Below are 16,262 nucleotides of genomic sequence, written 5' to 3'. Positions count from 1 at the left end.
GGCGATGACCGACAGGACCCGACCGCCCGGCGACCACACGCCGACCGCGCCCGACGCCCGCGGCGAGAGCGCCCTGGGCACCGGCCGCGGCACGACCGCCCCGGGCACCGACGCGGACCGCGCGGCGACCCCCGGCACGGGCACGCCCGGCATCGGCACGCCGGGCAGGGAGACGGCCCACGGGGACTCCCCCGGCACCGGCACCCCCGGCACGGACCCGGCCCACGGCGACACTCTCGCCACCGGCACGCCGGGCAGGCGGACGCCCCACGGGGACTCCCACCGCACCGGCACCCCCGGCACGGACGCCGCCCACGGTGACACCCACGGCACCGGCACCCCCGGCACGGACGCCGCCCACGGCACCGGCACCCCCGGCGGGGAGACGCCCGGTGCCCGCGACCGGCTCGTCCCGCACGACCACTCCGACAAGCTCGGCGCGCGCCTGCAGCACGCCGTCGCGGGGTTCGTCGACGGGCCCCGGGCCGCCGTCGAGGAGGCCGACCAGGTACTGGAGGAGATCGCGGCCCGGTTCACCGAGGCCGTGACCGAACGCCGCCGCACCCTGCGCCGCTCCTGGCAGTCGGTGGAGGGCGGCGAGGGCGGGCCCGTGTCGTCCGCCGACACCGAGCAGCTCCGGCTGGCCCTGAAGGACTACCGGGAGTTCGCGGAGCGGCTGTTGCACGTGTGACCCGGGTGAACGGCCCGGTCAACGCTCCGCCCGGCGCTCCCGCCATTGCCGTACGACGTCCTCGACGTCGTACGGCTTCTTTCCGAGCGGGGGGCCGGGCGGCGGCTTGAACATCATCTCGCGGATCCGGTCGTTGATCTCGCCGATGATCTTCCGCACGATCCGCTCGGAGGGCGCCGCGTACGCGGCCTGGAGCGCGTCCTCCGCCTCCTTGCGCAGCGCCAGTGCCGGAGGGAGCACGGACAGACCCTCGCGGGCCATCTTCCGCTTCACCCACCACAGTTCGTCGTAGGTGCTCTCCACGTCGGGCGGGAGCGGGCGGCCCGCTCCCGGCAGCCGGTCGAACTCCCCGCGCGCCTCCGCGTCACGGATCTGCTTGTCGACCCAGGACCCGAAGTCCACGCCGGGTGGCTTTCGCTCGGTCATGAGGCCATTGTGCCGGACACGGCGCAACCGGGCGTTCTATCATTCGCGGGCTTGCAGACCCACCGGGACGTCCCAGAAGGAGCGCACGTGCTCGAACTCACCATGGCCGCCGTGTCCGCGGCGGAGGAGGGTGCCACGGCCGGCATGCTCATGGCCGACGCGCCCAGCGAGCCGGGTGCCGTGCTGCGGGTGGGCCGCGACACGTCGGTGTGCCGGCTGGTCACCCCGGACGACTGGCTGTTCGTCTCCCGCGTCCACCTGGAATTCCTGTGCGGCCCGGACGGCACCTGGCAGGTGACCTGGCTGCGCGGTTCCCAGCCCGACCCGTCCTCCGAAGTCCGCCTGACGATCGGGGAGTACACCCAGCCCCTCGTCTACGGCGGTACCGTCCCGCTGCCCCGGGGCGGCAGCGGCGAGCTGGTCGTGCAGGACCGCACCGCCCCGCGCAGCGTCAACGTGGGCTTCTACCACGAGGCGTGACGGCCGGGCCTCACACCACCCGGGCCAGCGCGAAGCCGTCGTAGCCCTTCATGCCGACCGTCTGGATCGCGGTGCCGCTCAGCCGCGGATGCTCGGCGATCAGGTCGATCGCGGCGCGGGTGCCCGTCACGTCCGCGGCGCCGCTGCCCGCGTCGACGACCCGGCCGCCCCGCACCACGTTGTCCAGGACGATCAGGCTGCCCGTGCTGGTGAGCTTGAGGGCCCACTCCACGTAGTGCGGGTTGTTGACCTTGTCGGCGTCGATGAAGACCAGGTCGAACGGCGGCGGGTTCTCGTCGGCCAGCTGCGGCAGCGACTCCAGGGCCGGGCCGACCCGCACCTCGACCAGTTTCTCCAGCCCGGCGCGGGCGATGTTGCGGACGGCGACCTCGGCGTGCCGGGGGTCGTACTCCAGGGAGACCAGCCGCCCGTCGGCGGGCAGGGCGCGGGCCAGCCAGATGGTGCTGTACCCGCCGAGCGTGCCGATCTCCAGGATGTGCCGGGCGCCCTGGATCTGGGCCAGGAGCTGCAGGAGCTTGCCCTGGTTGCCCGCCACGTTGATGTGCGGAAGCCCGGCGGCGTCGCTGTCGCGCAGGGCGGCCGCCAGGGCCTCGTCGTCCGGGGCGAGCCGGTCGGTGAAGTAGGCGTCGACCTCGTCCCAGACGTGCGACTCGCTCATACCGCCCTGCCTTCCGTACGTCCGCGCATGGTTAGCATGTCTAACTACTGGCGCGGAAGACGATAGTCGGTGCGGCAGTCGCCTGTCAGGGGCTTCTCACCCGGCGTGTCGACCGGCCACCGAGGGCGCCGAGCCGGGCAGCGGGCGGCCCGCCGACTCCGCCATGCGCCACACCGCGAAACCGCCGATCACGGCCGCGGCCATCATGTAGTACGCGGGCATCATCATGTCCCCGGTCGCGCCGATCAGGGCCGTGACCACCAGCGGGGTCGTGCCGCCGAACAGGGACACGGAGACGTTGAAGCCGATGGACAGCGAGCCGTAGCGGACCTTCGTCGGGAACAGGGCCGGCAGCGCCGAGGGCATCGCGGCGGTGAAGCAGACCAGCAGCAGGCCCAGGGCGCCCATGCCGAGCGCGACGGCGAGCAGGCTGCCCTCGCGGATCAGCAGCAGGGCGGGGACGGACAGCAGCAGGAAGCCGGCGCAGCCGGCGGCGATCACCGGGCGGCGGCCGACGCGGTCGGTGAGGGCGCCGGCGAACGGCTGGACGACCATCATCAGCACCATCACGCCGAGGACGACGAGCAGACCGTGCGTCTCGTCGTAGTGGAGTTCGCTGGTCAGGTAGCTCGGCATGTACGACAGCAGCATGTAGTCGGTGACGTTGAAGACCAGCACCAGGCCGACGCAGAGCAGCAGCGCGCGCCACTGGCCGGTGACCATCTCGCGCAGCGGCACCTTCGGCCGGTCCTTCTCCGCCTTGGAGACCTCGGCGGCGAACGCCGGGGTCTCCTCCAGGCGCATGCGCAGGTAGAGGCCGATGAGGCCCATCGGGCCCGCGATCAGGAACGGGATGCGCCAGCCCCAGGAGGTCAGGTCGTCGGCGGAGAGCAGGGCGGTCATGAGGGTGACCAGGCCGGCGCCGCCGATGTAACCGGCGAGCGTGCCGAACTCCAGCCAGCTGCCCAGGAAGCCGCGCCGCTTGTCGGGGGCGTACTCGGCGATGAAGGTCGAGGCACCGGCGTACTCGCCGCCGGTGGAGAAGCCCTGCACGAGACGGGCGGCGAGGAGCAGGACGGGCGCGCCGACCCCGATGGTCGCGTACGACGGGATCAGGCCGATCGCGAAGGTGCCCGCCGCCATCATGATCATGGTGAGGGCGAGGACCTTCTGGCGGCCCACGCGGTCGCCGAGCGGGCCGAAGACCATGCCGCCGAGGGGGCGGACCAGGAAGGCCGCGGCGAAGGCGCCGAACGTGGAGAGCAGCTGGGCCGTGGGGTTGCCCGAGGGGAAGAAGACCTTGCCCAGGGTGACCGCGATGTAGCTGTAGACACCGAAGTCGAACCATTCCATCGCGTTGCCCAGCGCGGCCGCCTTCACGGCGCGCTTGACGAGCGCGGGGTCGGTGACGGTGGCGTCGGGACCCTCGGCGGTACGGGACGTGAGGGCGGATGCGGGGGCGACGACCGGGGCAGTCGACAAAACTCGCTCGCCTTCCTTTCGACGGGGACAGGGGCACGGTCCCGCGCGGCGGCGCTGTCGTACGGGCCGAAAAGCGACGATAGGCGGATTTTCGCCGGTCACGGGCGGTACGCCGATCGTTGCCGACTGCACGTAAAACGTGCTTGCGCTGGTACGTCTGCCCGGCCGGGCGCGGTTCCCGCGCGGCCCTGATGTGATCCTTCTCGCGTCCGGGGGAGGCGGGTGCGGGCCGCCCGGATTATCGACGTCCGGAAAAAGGCGACATGCGTCAGGTGAACCCGGGGTGTCCCGCGTCTTCCCCCCGGGGGCGCCGTGCGCCCCTTAGGGTTCGCGGAGGAATTCCCGCATCTCGGACATGCGGGATGAACCGGGGCGGGAGGCCGACGAGGCGTGAGGAACGCGGATCACGGCGGACGACCGGCGGGAGTCTTCGGAGCGACAGCCGCCGGAGGAGTCCACCCGCGCCTGAGAGCCGCCCGGCTGGCCCTGTGGCTGATCGCCGCCGTCCTCGCGGCCCGGCAGGTGGCCGTCGTCCTCGCCACCCCGCGCGGAGAGCGGCTCACCGACCTGGAAACCTGGCTCGGACCGGACGGCGTCCTGCACGTGACCGGCTCGCTGTACGACTCGACCCGCTTCACCGGCACGCCCTTCGGCGGCCTCGTCCTCAAGCCCCTGACCCGCGCGGCCGAACAGACCCTCGGCTGGGGCTGGACCTTCGGCACGCTGCTGCTCGTCGTGGCCCTCGGCCTGATCGCCGCCCGCGCCCTGCCCCAGCCCGTCGGCCGCCGCACGGCGCTGCTGGCCGCCCCCGTCGCCGTCAGCCTGCTCATGCTGTCCCTGCCGGTGCGCAACACCCTGTGGCTCGGCCAGACCAGCATCATGCCGGTCCTGCTCGTCCTGCTGGGCTGCTTCGTCGCCCACGGCCAGCGGCTCAGCGGCCTGCTCATCGGCGTCGCGGCGGCGCTCCAGCCCACCCTGCTGCTCTTCACCCCCCTGCTGTGGTGCACCGGCCGCAGGCGTGCCGCCGTCGCCGCCGGTGCCACCGTCGCCGCGGGCACCGGCATCGCCTGGGCGGCGATGCCGCACGACTCCCACCGCTACTGGGTCCACCACATGGCGGGCGCCGGCCTCGGCGGGCCGGCCGACGACCTCGCCAACCAGTCCCTGCACGGCGCCCTGCTGCGGCTCGGCCTGAACGGCCCGCCGGAGATCGCGCTCTTCCTCGTGCTCGGCGCGGCCGTCGCCGTCCTGGCCCTGCGCCGGGCCGTGCGCTACTTCCGCGACGGCCAGCTGCTGCTCGCCGTCGCGGTCACCGGCTGCGCCGCGCTCGTCGTCTCGCCCACCGCCTGGCAGCACCAGTTGCTGTGGGTGCTGCTCGCGGTGGTCGGCCGGGCGGGGCGGCGCGCCTCGGACCGGTACGTGTGGCCGGCGACGGTCGTGATGGTCATGACCCTCCCGGCGAAGATGCTCCTGCCGAACATGACGATCCTCGCGCCGCTGCGTGACAACGTCGTCCTGCTGGCCGCCCTCGCCGCCGCCACCGCCGTGCCGTTCCTGTCCCGCACCTCGCCGTACTACCGGTCCCCCCTGCCGGCGCGGTACGCGCCCGCCGCCCCGTCCCGCTTCCGGTACGTGCCGCCCCCGCTCCTGCGGCGGGTCCTCACCCGGCCGAACCTCCTGCTCGAACTGCTCCTCATCCGGGTCACCTACGCCGCCTACTCCCAGGTCCGCCTCGCGGCCACCGGGGGCAGCAACTCGGCCGGGCGGGCGGAGGCCGAGGAGCACGGCGCGCAGATCCACGCACTGGAACGGGCCCTGCGCATCGACATCGAGCACTGGGCCAACCACACGGTCGCCGGGATCGACCGGCTACGCGAGTTCTTCGACTACTACTACACGTCCTTCCACTTCGCCGTGCCGCTGGCCGTCCTCGCGGTGCTGTACTGGCGCCGCCCCGCCGACTACCGCTGGGCCCGCTCCGCCCTGGGCATCACCACCCTGCTCGCCCTGGCCGGCTTCTGGCTCTACCCCCTGGCGCCGCCCCGCCTGATGCCGACGCTCGGCTTCATCGACACGGTCCACGGCGTCCAGGACTTCTCCCAGCCGGACTACGGCACGCTCACGGCCCTCACCAACCAGTACGCGGCCATGCCGTCCCTGCACTTCGGCTGGTCGCTGTGGTGCGGGGTGGTGATCGCGGTGCTGGCCCGCGGGCGGTGGGCGAAGGCCCTCGGCGCGGTCCATCCGCTGCTCACGGCGGTCGCGATCGTCGTGACGGGCAACCACTGGGTGCTGGACGCGGTGGGGGGAGCGGTGGCGGTCGGGCTGGGGTTCGGCCTGACGTACGTGTTGCAGGGGCCGCGGGCCGGCACCGCCGCGGCACCCGAAGACGACCGGGAACCGGACCGAAATCCCCCTACGAAGATGAGGAGTTGACCCTCCCGGGGCGGCGTCGCCCGGCCACCGTTCACTCGGTGAACTGTGGGGCCTGCTCGGTGAGATGGACGCCGTGCACGGCCTGTACTACCTCCTCGTGCATGCCGTGTTCGGGCTCAGGTCGTCTTGTACGTGCCGCGGAAGACGCGCTGCCGTCGGCCCCGCACTCGAACCAGACGGTCTTTCCGCCGCCCGACCAGCGACACGCCCCACTTGTCGGCCACGGCGTCGAGCAGGAGCAGGCCCCGGCCGCCCTCGGACTGGTCGTCCAAGGACGCCGGGATGCGCGGCAGTTCGGCACTGCCGTCCGTGACCTCCACCCGTACGCCGGTGCGCTGCCGCAGCAACAGCAGGGTGCAGCGCCGGTCCGGGACGTGCCGTACGACGTTGGCGAGCAGCTCGGTCACGCCCAGCTCCACGGCGTCGGACAGCTCGGGCATGCCCCATCCGGCCAGGAGCGAGCGGGCGATACGGCGGATGTGCCGGGGGGCGTGCGAGCCGACGGTGAGGCGCATCGTGTACTGGGCGGGAATGTATTCGTTCACGGTACGAGGCTGACGTGCGGTGACTACCCTCGGCTACGGAACGGATACAACCCGTCCTGTAGTGGACGGTGTTGCGTGAGAGGGGCTCTGCGTGACCAACATCAACGCCCTCGATCCAGGGGCCTCACCGCTGGACTACTACGGCTACGAACTGCGCCGTCACCGGGAGGCGGCCGGGCTGACGCTGAAGCAACTCGGGGGGATCCTCAACTACACCGGCTCGCTCGTCGGGCAGATCGAGACGGCCCGCAAGGTGCCGACACCGGAGTTCAGCGAACGGGCGGACGCGGCGCTGGGCACGGACGGCCTGTTCTCCCGGCTCGTGGAGCTGGTGCTGCGCAGTCGGCTCCCGGCCTGGTTCCAGCAGGTGGCGGAGCTGGAGATGCGGGCCACGCAAGTGTGCTCCTTCCAGACGCACATGGTCCTCGGACTGCTCCAGACCCCCGGGTACGCACGGGCCGTGCTGGGCGCGTTGGACCGCAGCGACCTCGACGACCGCACGGCGGTGCGGCTCGCTCGCCAGCGGGTCTTCGAGAGGGCTGAGCCGCCGGTCTTCTGGGCGGTCCTGAGTGAAGCCGCCCTGCACCTGGAGATCGGCGGTCCGGACGTCATGCGGGAGCAACTCGCCCACCTGTTGTCGTTCCAGGGCAATCCTCGGATCAACATTCAGGTGCTGCCCCTGTCGGTGGGGGCGCATGCGGGGCTGACAGGCTCATTTGACGTCTACCACTTCGCGAGCGACCCCACCATCGTCTACACGGAGACCTACGGCAGCGGGCTCACGACGGCCAATCCGGACACCGTGAAGGACTGTTCGCTCCGTTACGATCATCTCCGAGCTGCCGCCCTCTCCCTCAAGGACTCGGCGGAGCTCATCCGGCGCGCGATGGAGGAACGCTATGGAGATGCAGTGGCGTAAGTCGACGTACAGCAGCGACCAGGGCGGCCAGTGCCTCGAAGTTGCCGAGAACCCGGAAACCGCTGTCTCCATACGCGACTCGAAAAACCCGGCGGGTCCGATCCTCAGCCTCGACCCCGCCGTGTTCACCACCTTCGTCGACTGGGCGGCTGCGACCGCCGATTGATCGAAGGTGACGCGTCACTCCCCGGTTGGACCGAGGGCGCGTCGAACGTGACGGGCGTCTCGAAGGCCGCCCGCCGGGTGGCCCGGCGCAGCGCCCGCAGCACCGCCGGGCCCAGGGTGAGCGTCAGCACCACCGTGACGACCGCCCGGCCCAGGTCCCAGCCGAGCGACGTGGCCAGGCAGTACGCGAGGAACCGGGCCAGGTTCGTGGCGACCGGCGCGTCCGGGTCGAAGGCGACGTTCGAGGCGAGGGTGCCCATGAAGGGCCAGCCCGCCAGGTTCATCACCGTGCCGTAGACGAACGCCGCGAGGAAGCCGTACACCGCGAGCAGCGCGAGCTCGGCCCGGCCCCGCAGCCGGTCCGGGCCGGGCAGCAGGCCCGCCGCCATCGCGAACCAGCCCATCGCCAGCATCTGGAACGGCAGCCAGGGCCCGACCCCGCCCGTGAGCAGTGCCGACGCGAACATCGTCACCGCGCCGAGGACGAATCCGAACCCGGGGCCGAGGACCCGGCCGCTCAGCACCATCAGGAAGAACATCGGCTCGATGCCGGCGGTCCCGGCGCCGATCGGCCGCAGGGCCGCCCCCGCCGCGGCCAGCACGCCGAGCATCGCCACCGCCTTCGGGCCCAGCCCCGACTCCGAGATCGTCGCGGCCACGACCGCCACCAGCAGCACCAGCAGACCCGCGAAGAGCCAGGGCGCGTCCTGCGCGTGCGCGCTGATCCGCGAGTCCGGCGGCGCGAGGAAGGGCCAGCCGAAGCCGGCCACCCCGACGGCACCGACCAGGACCAGCGCGGCGACGGAACGGGGGCCGAGACGGACGGCCCGCGCCTGCCGCTGCCCGCTCACGCGGCGTCCTCGGGGCCGAGGGCCGCGCGGACCTGGGAGACCGTGAGCCACTGCTGCGGGGCCAGGATCTTGGTGACCTGCGGGGCGAAGGACGGGGAGGAGACCACGACCTCCGCCGTCGGGCCGTCCGCGATCACCTCGCCCTCGGCGAGCAGCACGACCCGGTCGGCCAGCTCCGCCGCCAGTTCCACGTCGTGCGTCGCCAGCACGATGGCGTGGCCCTCGGCGGCCAGGCCGCGCAGCACCGCGACCAGCCGGGCCTTCGCCGCGTAGTCCAGACCGCGGGTCGGCTCGTCCAGCAGGAGCAGCGGCGGCCGGGCCGTCAGCACGACGGCCAGGGCCAGCGCGAGCCGCTGCCCCTCCGACAGGTCCCTGGGGTGCGTGTCGTCGGCCACGCCCGGCAGCAGGTCCGTGACCAGGGCCCGGCAGGTGCCGGGGGAGGCGCCCGCGTCCTTGTCGGCCGCGGCGCACTCGGCGGCGACGGTGTCGGCGTAGAGCAGGTCACGGGGCTCCTGCGGGACCAGGCCGACCTTGCGGACGAGGTCCTTGGGGGAGGTGCGGTGCGGGACGGCTTCGCCGAGGCGGACGGTTCCCGAGCTGGGGGTGACCAGGCCGACCAGTGAGTTGAGCAGGGTGGACTTTCCGGCGCCGTTGCGGCCCATGAGGGCGATCGTCTCGCCGGGGGTGATGGTGAGGTCGACGTCGCGGAGGGCCCGGACGCGGGCGCGGGTGACGCAGAGGGCGTGGAGTGCGCCTACCGGGGTGGGAGCTGCCGAGCGTTCGCGGGTGCGGGTGGGCTGTGGCTTCTCGCGCAGTTCCCCGCGCCCCTGAGGGGCGTCGTTCTCCAGTCGGCGTCTGAGGTCTGCCGCCCTGCGCCTGGCGTCGCGGACCGTCATCGGCAGCGGGGTCCAGCCCGCCAGCCGGCCCAGGGCCACCACCGGCGGGTACACCGGCGAGACGGCCATCACCTCGGCCGGGGCGCCCAGCACGGGGGCGGCGCCCGGGGACGGCAGCAGGACGACCCGGTCGGCGTACTGGATGACGCGCTCCAGGCGGTGCTCGGCCATGAGGACCGTCGTGCCCAGGTCGTGCACCAGCCGCTGGAGGACCGCCAGGACCTCCTCGGCGGCCGCCGGGTCGAGCGCGGAGGTCGGCTCGTCCAGGACCAGGACGCTCGGGTGCGGGGTGAGCACCGAGCCGATCGCCACCCGCTGCCGCTGGCCGCCGGAGAGCGTGGCGATGGGCCGGTCGCGCAGACCGGCGAGGCCGAGCAGGTCGAGGGTCTCCTCCACGCGGCGGCGCATCACGTCCGGCGCGAGACCCAGCGACTCCATGCCGTAGGCCAGTTCGTCCTCGACGGTGTCGGTGACGAAGTGGGCGAGCGGGTCCTGGCCGACCGTGCCCACCACGTCGGCCAGGTCACGCGGCTTGTGGGTGCGGGTGTCGCGGCCGGCGACCGTGACCCGGCCGCGCAGCGTGCCGCCGGTGAAGTGCGGGACGAGACCGCTGACCGCGCCCAGCACGGTCGACTTGCCCACCCCGGACGGGCCCGCCAGCAGGACGAGTTCGCCCTCGGGGACCTCGAAGTCGATACCCCGGACGGTCGGCGCGGCGGCCCCGTCGTACGTGACGGACACGTCCTCGAAGCGGATCACGACGGCTCCTTGGGATCGGGGGCGGCGAACGCGGGCAGCAGGCCGAGCAGGACGGCCGCCGCCGGCCAGAGGGGAAGAACCGGCGCCACGAGCGGGACCACGCCGGGGTGCAGGGCGGCGGGATCGCGCACGGAGGCGAGCGTGAGCAGGACCGCGACCGCCACGCCCGAGGCGACGACCAGCCAGGCGCGCACGTCCCAGCGGTCCGGGCGGTAGCGGGTGCGCAGAGAGCGGCGGCCGCCCAGCCTGAGTCCCGCGAGGGCGGCGACGGCACCGGCCAGGAGCACGGGCACACCGTAGGTGCCGCCCTCGGCCGTGAGCAGCCCGTACGTTCCCGCGCAGACGCCGAGCAGGCCGCCGAGGGTGAGGGCGGCGGTGGTCCGGCGTACCGCTGCGGGCACCCGGGCCGAACGGCCGTAACCGCGGGCGTCCATCGCCGCGGCGAGGGAGACCGAGCGTTCCAGGGCGCCCTCCAGGACGGGCAGGCCCACCTGCAGCAGGCCCCGGACGCCCTTGTCGGGGCGGCCGCGCAGCCGGCGGGCGGCGCGCAGGCGCTGGACGTCGGCGATGAGGTTCGGGGCGAAGGTGAGGGCCACGACCACCGCGACGCCCGTCTCGTACAGCGCGCCCGGGAGGGACTTCAGCAGACGCGAGGGGTTGGCCAGGGCGTTCGCGGCGCCCACGCAGATCAGCAGGGTGGCCAGTTTCAGGCCGTCGTACAGGGCGAAGACCACGGCCTCCGCGGTGACCGCGCCGCCGAGGCGGATGCCCTGCGCCCAGACGGGCAGCGCGACCTCGGGCAGGGTGAACAGGGTGTGCGTACCCGGAATGGGGGAGCCGAGCAGCACCGCGAAGCACAGCCGGATCAGCAGCACGGCCAGGCCGAGTTTCACGAACGCGCCGTAGGAGCGGGACCAGGGGGTGTCCGGGCGGCGCGTGGCCACGACGTACGCGGAGACGGCGACGAGCAGGGCGAGCAGCAGCGGGTTGGTGGTGCGGGTGGCCGCGGTGCCGAGGGCCAGGGCCCACAGCCACCAGGCGCCGGGGTGGAGCGAGCTACCCACGCCGGCGCGCCTGCCAGAGGGCCGCCCCGCCCAGGAGCACCACCACGCCGACGCCCGCCACCAGGCCGAGGGACGGGCCGTCGTCCGGCTGCTCCCGCTCCCCGGCCGCCGGGCCCTTCTTCCGCTGCGCGACCGGCTCGCCGCAGCCCCGCTCCGGGTAGCCGGCGATCGCGCACAGCAGGGCGTTGGTGTCGTAGCGCAGCGGCCCGGCCACCGCGGCCAGGGCCTGCGCGGTCGTCGCCTCGGGGGAGACCCGGGCGCAGGCCGTGCGCGCGGCGGGCGGTTCCTCGCCCTCGGGGGCGTCCGCGGGGGTGCCGAAGTCCAGGACCAGGGCGACGCGTTTGGTGCCGTCCCGGGCGGGTGTCCTCGCGCAGATCTCCGCGAAACCGGCTCGGCCGCGCGGCCGGGCCGCGTCGGCGGAGTCCTCGCTCACCGCGAAGCGGAAGCCCTGGACGGCACCGTCCGAGGGGCGGGCCGTGGACGGGCCCTGGGTGGCGTAGACCCAGCGGTCGCCCTCGCGCTCCCAGAACGACCAGTAGCGGTAGCCCGTGGCCTGCGCCGCCTGACCCGCGCCCACGACCAGCAGGAGCGCGGCCAGGACGAGGACAACGGCCCGCCGGATCACGGCTGCTGCTTCCGGCGGCCGGTGAACAGGAACCCGATGCCGATGCCCGCCACGAGGCAGACGCCGACGTACCACCACACGCCGAACACGGAGCCGGAGTCCTCGTCCTCATCGGCGGCCTTCGCGCCGGACTTCGCGGCGGACTGCGGGGCCGGGCCCGTCGCGTTCAGCTGCTTCACCAGGTCGGCGCCGCCGAAGTCGCGCGGGTCCGTGCCCGTCGCGTGGGCGGCGAAGATCAGCTGCGCGTAGGCGGCCGGGCCGCTCTGCGCGGCCCAGGTCGCGGAGTGCTTCGCCAGCCACCGCACGGACTCGACCGCCTGCTCGCGGTCGCCCCGCGCGGCGAGCGCGACGACCGCGTCGGCGGTGTTGCCGTAGTCGGGCTGGGGCTCGGCTCCGGCCAGGGCCGACATCAGGTGGTCGTCGTCCTCGCCGAGGGCGGAGGCGAGGTACGCGGCCCCGTTCGCCGCCGCCCGCTCCGGCGTGCGCGGCTCGGCGCAGCCCGCGCCGGACTTCTTCTCGCCGGGCTTCACCACCATGCCCTGGCCCAGCGCGCCGAGCACCCCGGCCGCCGTGGCGTCCGCGTTGGCGACCAGCTTGCCCTTCTTGTCCGGCTGGAACGCGAACGCCCCGGCGCCGTCCCCGTCGCAGGGGAGCGCGAGCTTCAGCAGCGCGTCGTAGGGCGACCGGCCGCCCTTCTCCACCCGGCCCGGCTCCTCGCCCGCGGCCGCGAGCGCGCCGATGACGACCGAGGTGGAGTTGGTGTCGCTGGCGCCGCCGGGCGCGTAGCCCCAGCCGCCGTCCTTGTTCTGCACGGACTTCAGCCAGCCGACGGCCTTGCCGGTGACGTCGTCGTGCCCGCCCAGCGCGGCCAGGGCCTGCACGGCGGCGGAGGTGGCGTTGGTGTCGAGCGGTGTCCTGTCGTCGCAGGCGGCGGCGGGGTCGGGGCGGTAGGCGGCGAAGCCGCCGTCCGCGCACTGCTGGCGCACCAGCCACTGCACGGACTTCGCGGCCGGCTTCACCCCGGCCGTGTCCTGCGCGAGCAGCGCGAGCGACTGGCGCCACACGCCGTCGTACTTCGGGTCGGAGTCGCCGTACAGGGCGGAGGGGAGCGCCCGGGACGGCGAGGGGGACGGGTCGGCGGCGGCCGGGGTGGCGGCGCCGATCACGGCGACGGCGGCCAGGACCGCGGCGCTGCGGCGAACGTTCATGATCGGCGGGTGCCTCTCCCTGTGAGGGAGCCGGGCGGCACGGGACACCCCGGCGGCTCGGCTCCGTATACCTCGACGGTGCCGTGCGCCGGCGGGCTGCCGGGCACGTGAGCCGGTCACGAACCGTGACGGGGCGATCCGGCTCACCGCCTGGTGGGGTGGCGGTTCACGGTTGCGAAGGTCAGCGCCGGAATTGCACCGGCTTCCCCCCGTACGGTGTGATGACGACCCGCTCACTGTACCCGCCCGTAGCGAACCGCCCGATGGCGGCGTCCGCAGCAGGTCCGCCGGGCAGCTAACTCCTGTGAACAGCAGTGGAGTTGATCCGCCCAGCGGTGTGGACCGGCTAACGTGGGGCTTCCCGACCACAGGCAGGAGCGTCCATGACCGAGCAGGTGGAGAACTCCGCGCAGGAGCCGTTCGACAAGATCGACACCTCGGTGCCGCACTCGGCCCGGATCTGGAACTACTGGCTGGGCGGCAAGGACAACTACGAGGTCGACCGCGTCGCCGGTGACGCGTTCCGGGAGATCTTCCCCGGCATCGAGACCGGCGCCCGCGCCGCCCGCTACTTCCTCGCCCGCGCCGTCCGCCATCTCGCCGCCGAGGAGGGCATCCGGCAGTTCCTGGACATCGGCACCGGACTGCCCAACGTGGACAACACCCACCAGATCGCCCAGAGCGTCGCCCCGGAGAGCCGGATCGTCTACGTCGACAACGACCCGCTGGTCCTCGCCCACGCCCGCGCGCTGCTCACCAGCACCCCGGAGGGCGTCACCAACTACGTCGACGCCGACCTGCGCCGGCCGGAGACGATCATCCGGGAAGCCGGCAAGACCCTGGACTTCGACCGGCCCGTCGCGCTGATGCTCATGGGCATCCTGGGCCACATCGAGGACCATGACGAGGCCCGCTCGATCGTGCGGCAGCTGGTGGACGCCCTGCCCTCCGGCAGCTTCCTCGTGAGTTACGACTCCACCGACACCAGCGAGGAGTACGTCCGGGCCATCCATCAGTACAACGAGGGCGGCTCGGTCCCCTACATCCTGCGCAGCCCGGAGCAGATCGCGCGCCACTTCGACGGACTGGACCTGCTCGAACCGGGCGTGACGTCCTGCTCCCGCTGGCGCCCCGACGCGGCGGCCCTGGGGCTGCCCGCCGAGGTGCACCAGTACGGCGGAGTGGCCCGCAAGGCCTGAGCGGCCGCCCCGGCGTCGCGGCCGCCGGGCGGTCCGCCGGCCGTCAGGTCTCCTGGAGCACGCGGTGCAGGATGGTCGGAGTCTCGTCCGGTGACTCGGCTTCGACCACCAGCCGGTTCATGGCGTCCCAATAGCGCTCGATCTCCCCGGGCTTGTCCGGGTACAGGGCGGTGGTGAGCTTCTCCACGTAGACCATGTCCGGCAGTTGCCCGCCGGGCAGGCGCAGGATGGTCACCGGGCCGCCCTCGGCCGCGTGCCCGCCGGAGGTGAACGGCAGGATCTGCAGCGTCACCTGCGGCAGCCGGCAGGCCTCGATGAGCTGCCTGAGCTGGGCGCGCATCACCCGGATCCCGCCCACCGGACGGCGCAGCGCCGCCTCGTCGAGCACGGCCCACAGCCGGGTCGGCGGCTGCCGGTACAGGATGCGCCGGCGGGTCATCCGCAGCGCGACCCGGCGCTCGATCTCCGCCGGTCCGGCGTCGGGGTGGGCGACCCGCAGGGAGGCGCGGGCGTAGTCGGGGGTCTGCAGCAGACCGGGCACGCGCTGCACCTGGTAGCAGCGGACCAGGGTCGCCGCCTGCTCGGCCCCGAGGTAGGTCTGCATCCACGGGGGCACGACATCGCTGTAATAGCGCCACCAGGCCGGGGTGTTGGCCTGCTCGGCCAGGGCCAGCAGGGTGGCGCGCTCGGCCTCGTCGGTGACGCCGTAGAGGGTGAGCAGGTCGGCGACGTCGCGCAGTTTGAAGCCGTGGCGCCCGGCCTCCATGCGGCTGATCTTCGACGAGGAGGAGCGGATGGCCTCCCCGGCGTCCGCGCGGCCGATGCCCCGCTCCTCGCGCAGGCGCCGCAGCCGGGCGCCCAGCACCAGCCGCGGCACCATGGGCCCGGCCGACCGGGCGTCCAGCGCCCCGCCCCCGGTCGTGACGGATGCGGCCTCTTCGGTGCCCATGGCATCTCTCCCGGTGCGAGCGTTGCGTCGGACCATCCTAGAGGGCGCAGCACACCATCAAATGCCGCGCGGCGGCGGACAGTTCACCGGATCCGACCTACACCGCCACGTACCGGCCGGCTCGGGCCCCGGCAGGCGTGGGGGTGCCAAAGGGCCCGACGAGCAGGTCACCCCCGCGCGTCCGGCGCCGTCAGGTCGATCAGACGGCAGACCGTCTCGATGTCGACCCTGACCTGGGCGATGGAGGCACGGCCCGAGAGCCAGGTGATCAGGGCCGAGTGCCAGGTGTGCTCGATGACGCGGACCGCCGACAACTGCTCCGGGGTCGGGTCCTCCTGGCCCATCGCGTCCAGGATGATCGCCGTGGTCTGCCGGGAGACCTGGTCGACCTCGGGGCTCACGCTGCGGTCGGCGAAGGTGAGCGCGCGCACCATGGCGTCGGCCAGGTGCGGCTCGCGCTGCAGGGCGCGGAAGGCGCGCATCAGCGTCTCGGCGACCCGCTCGGCCGCCGTGGCGCCCTGCGGCGGCTTCTTCCGCAGCGTGCCGTGCAGGTGCTCCAGCTGGTCCTGCATCGTGGCGACCAGCAGATGGATCTTGGAGGGGAAGTAGCGGTACAGCGTGCCGAGCGCCACCTGCGAGGACTCCGCGACCTCACGCATCTGCACGGCGTCGAAACCGCCCCGGCCGGCCAGGTGCGCGCTCGCGTGCAGGATGCGGCGACGGCGAGCCTCCTGCCGCTCCGTCAGCGCGGCGGAGGCCGGGGCTGCGGCGTCCCCCCTGGCCGGCTTGACCACCTTGTTCACCTCGGCGTTCACCTGGGCTTGCGCGGGCATGGCTCGGTCCCGTCCGTGACCGTCCGTGAGGACGAGTGATCAGACAGCATGGCAC

At 73.5% G+C, this 16,262-nt stretch carries 16 protein-coding genes, 1 pseudogene and 1 riboswitch; of the genes and pseudogenes, 6 read left to right on the top strand and 11 right to left on the bottom strand.

Going from position 1 to position 16,262, the window contains the following annotated elements:
• The first annotated feature begins 4 nt into the window (after positions 1-4).
• A complete protein-coding gene (locus tag ACIGAN_RS22675; RefSeq protein ID WP_399859959.1) occupies positions 5-691 on the top strand; it encodes a hypothetical protein in 687 nt (228 codons plus the stop codon).
• Between the two features lie 18 nt (positions 692-709).
• Here the strand turns inward: ACIGAN_RS22675 and ACIGAN_RS22670 are convergent, their stop codons facing one another.
• Positions 710-1,117: a DnaJ family domain-containing protein gene (locus tag ACIGAN_RS22670; protein ID WP_365737659.1), complete on the bottom strand. Its 408-nt coding sequence runs from the start codon at positions 1,115-1,117 to the stop codon at positions 710-712.
• Between the two features lie 87 nt (positions 1,118-1,204).
• Here ACIGAN_RS22670 and ACIGAN_RS22665 point away from each other — a divergent pair, with 87 nt between their 5' ends.
• A complete protein-coding gene (locus ACIGAN_RS22665; protein ID WP_365087024.1) occupies positions 1,205-1,597 on the top strand; it encodes a hypothetical protein in 393 nt (130 codons plus the stop codon).
• 10 nt (positions 1,598-1,607) lie between these two features.
• Here the strand turns inward: ACIGAN_RS22665 and ACIGAN_RS22660 are convergent, their stop codons facing one another.
• Both ACIGAN_RS22660 and proP read right to left on the bottom strand, forming a co-directional pair.
• Positions 1,608-2,276, bottom strand: a complete 669-nt coding sequence (locus tag ACIGAN_RS22660) for an O-methyltransferase (protein WP_365737661.1) — start codon at positions 2,274-2,276, stop codon at positions 1,608-1,610.
• Between the two features lie 96 nt (positions 2,277-2,372).
• Entirely contained in the window at positions 2,373-3,758 is a 1,386-nt protein-coding gene (gene proP / locus ACIGAN_RS22655; protein WP_399859956.1) for a glycine betaine/L-proline transporter ProP, read from the bottom strand.
• Positions 3,759-4,148: 390 nt separating this feature from the next.
• On the opposite strand from proP, the gene ACIGAN_RS22650 reads away from it, so the two are divergent.
• Entirely contained in the window at positions 4,149-6,194 is a 2,046-nt protein-coding gene (locus ACIGAN_RS22650) for a bifunctional glycosyltransferase 87/phosphatase PAP2 family protein (protein ID WP_399859953.1), read from the top strand.
• A gap of 157 nt (positions 6,195-6,351) precedes the next feature.
• Here ACIGAN_RS22650 and ACIGAN_RS22645 read toward each other — a convergent pair.
• Positions 6,352-6,709, bottom strand: a pseudogene (locus tag ACIGAN_RS22645) (ATP-binding protein); the annotation flags it as partial.
• A 121-nt stretch (positions 6,710-6,830) separates the two neighbouring features.
• Between ACIGAN_RS22645 and ACIGAN_RS22640 the strand changes: the two are divergent.
• Together ACIGAN_RS22640 and ACIGAN_RS22635 are read left to right on the top strand one after the other, a co-directional pair.
• Positions 6,831-7,658 carry a helix-turn-helix domain-containing protein gene (locus ACIGAN_RS22640; RefSeq protein WP_365087014.1) on the top strand — a complete coding sequence of 276 codons (828 nt, stop codon included), beginning with the start codon at positions 6,831-6,833 and terminating at the stop codon, positions 7,656-7,658.
• Positions 7,639-7,824 (top strand): DUF397 domain-containing protein, encoded by a 186-nt coding sequence (locus ACIGAN_RS22635; protein WP_399859951.1) that lies wholly within the window; start codon positions 7,639-7,641, stop codon positions 7,822-7,824. The genes ACIGAN_RS22640 and ACIGAN_RS22635 overlap by 20 nt, the downstream gene beginning before the upstream one ends.
• Here ACIGAN_RS22635 and ACIGAN_RS22630 read toward each other — a convergent pair.
• Genes ACIGAN_RS22630 through ACIGAN_RS22610 form a run of 5 tightly spaced genes read right to left on the bottom strand, consistent with a single transcriptional unit; the run spans position 7,784 to position 13,226 of the window.
• Positions 7,784-8,674 carry an ECF transporter S component gene (locus ACIGAN_RS22630; RefSeq protein WP_399859949.1) on the bottom strand — a complete coding sequence of 297 codons (891 nt, stop codon included), beginning with the start codon at positions 8,672-8,674 and terminating at the stop codon, positions 7,784-7,786. The genes ACIGAN_RS22635 and ACIGAN_RS22630 overlap by 41 nt on opposite strands.
• Positions 8,671-10,329, bottom strand: coding sequence for an ABC transporter ATP-binding protein (locus ACIGAN_RS22625; protein WP_399859947.1), 1,659 nt, complete (start codon positions 10,327-10,329; stop codon positions 8,671-8,673). The genes ACIGAN_RS22630 and ACIGAN_RS22625 overlap by 4 nt, the downstream gene beginning before the upstream one ends.
• Positions 10,326-11,393: a CbiQ family ECF transporter T component gene (locus ACIGAN_RS22620; RefSeq protein WP_399859944.1), complete on the bottom strand. Its 1,068-nt coding sequence runs from the start codon at positions 11,391-11,393 to the stop codon at positions 10,326-10,328. The genes ACIGAN_RS22625 and ACIGAN_RS22620 overlap by 4 nt, the downstream gene beginning before the upstream one ends.
• Positions 11,386-12,018 (bottom strand): SCO2322 family protein, encoded by a 633-nt coding sequence (locus ACIGAN_RS22615; protein ID WP_399859941.1) that lies wholly within the window; start codon positions 12,016-12,018, stop codon positions 11,386-11,388. Before ACIGAN_RS22615 ends, ACIGAN_RS22620 begins: the two co-directional genes overlap by 8 nt.
• A complete protein-coding gene (locus tag ACIGAN_RS22610) occupies positions 12,015-13,226 on the bottom strand; it encodes a prenyltransferase/squalene oxidase repeat-containing protein (RefSeq protein ID WP_399859939.1) in 1,212 nt (403 codons plus the stop codon). Before ACIGAN_RS22610 ends, ACIGAN_RS22615 begins: the two co-directional genes overlap by 4 nt.
• A gap of 110 nt (positions 13,227-13,336) precedes the next feature.
• Positions 13,337-13,478: riboswitch (cobalamin riboswitch) on the bottom strand.
• Between the two features lie 131 nt (positions 13,479-13,609).
• Here ACIGAN_RS22610 and ACIGAN_RS22605 point away from each other — a divergent pair.
• Entirely contained in the window at positions 13,610-14,425 is an 816-nt protein-coding gene (locus ACIGAN_RS22605; RefSeq protein ID WP_399859936.1) for an SAM-dependent methyltransferase, read from the top strand.
• A 43-nt stretch (positions 14,426-14,468) separates the two neighbouring features.
• Here ACIGAN_RS22605 and ACIGAN_RS22600 read toward each other — a convergent pair whose 3' ends face one another.
• Together ACIGAN_RS22600 and ACIGAN_RS22595 are read right to left on the bottom strand one after the other, a co-directional pair.
• Positions 14,469-15,374 carry a DUF5753 domain-containing protein gene (locus tag ACIGAN_RS22600; RefSeq protein WP_399859934.1) on the bottom strand — a complete coding sequence of 302 codons (906 nt, stop codon included), beginning with the start codon at positions 15,372-15,374 and terminating at the stop codon, positions 14,469-14,471.
• Between the two features lie 167 nt (positions 15,375-15,541).
• Positions 15,542-16,207: a TetR family transcriptional regulator gene (locus tag ACIGAN_RS22595; protein ID WP_365086998.1), complete on the bottom strand. Its 666-nt coding sequence runs from the start codon at positions 16,205-16,207 to the stop codon at positions 15,542-15,544.
• Between the last annotated feature and the right edge of the window lie 55 nt (positions 16,208-16,262).

It is taken from the genome of Streptomyces sp. NPDC085931 (assembly GCF_044540565.1).
GTDB lineage: Bacteria > Actinomycetota > Actinomycetes > Streptomycetales > Streptomycetaceae > Streptomyces.
The sequence above is the reverse complement of the archived record's forward strand: the minus strand, read 5'-3'. Positions and strand labels throughout refer to the sequence as shown.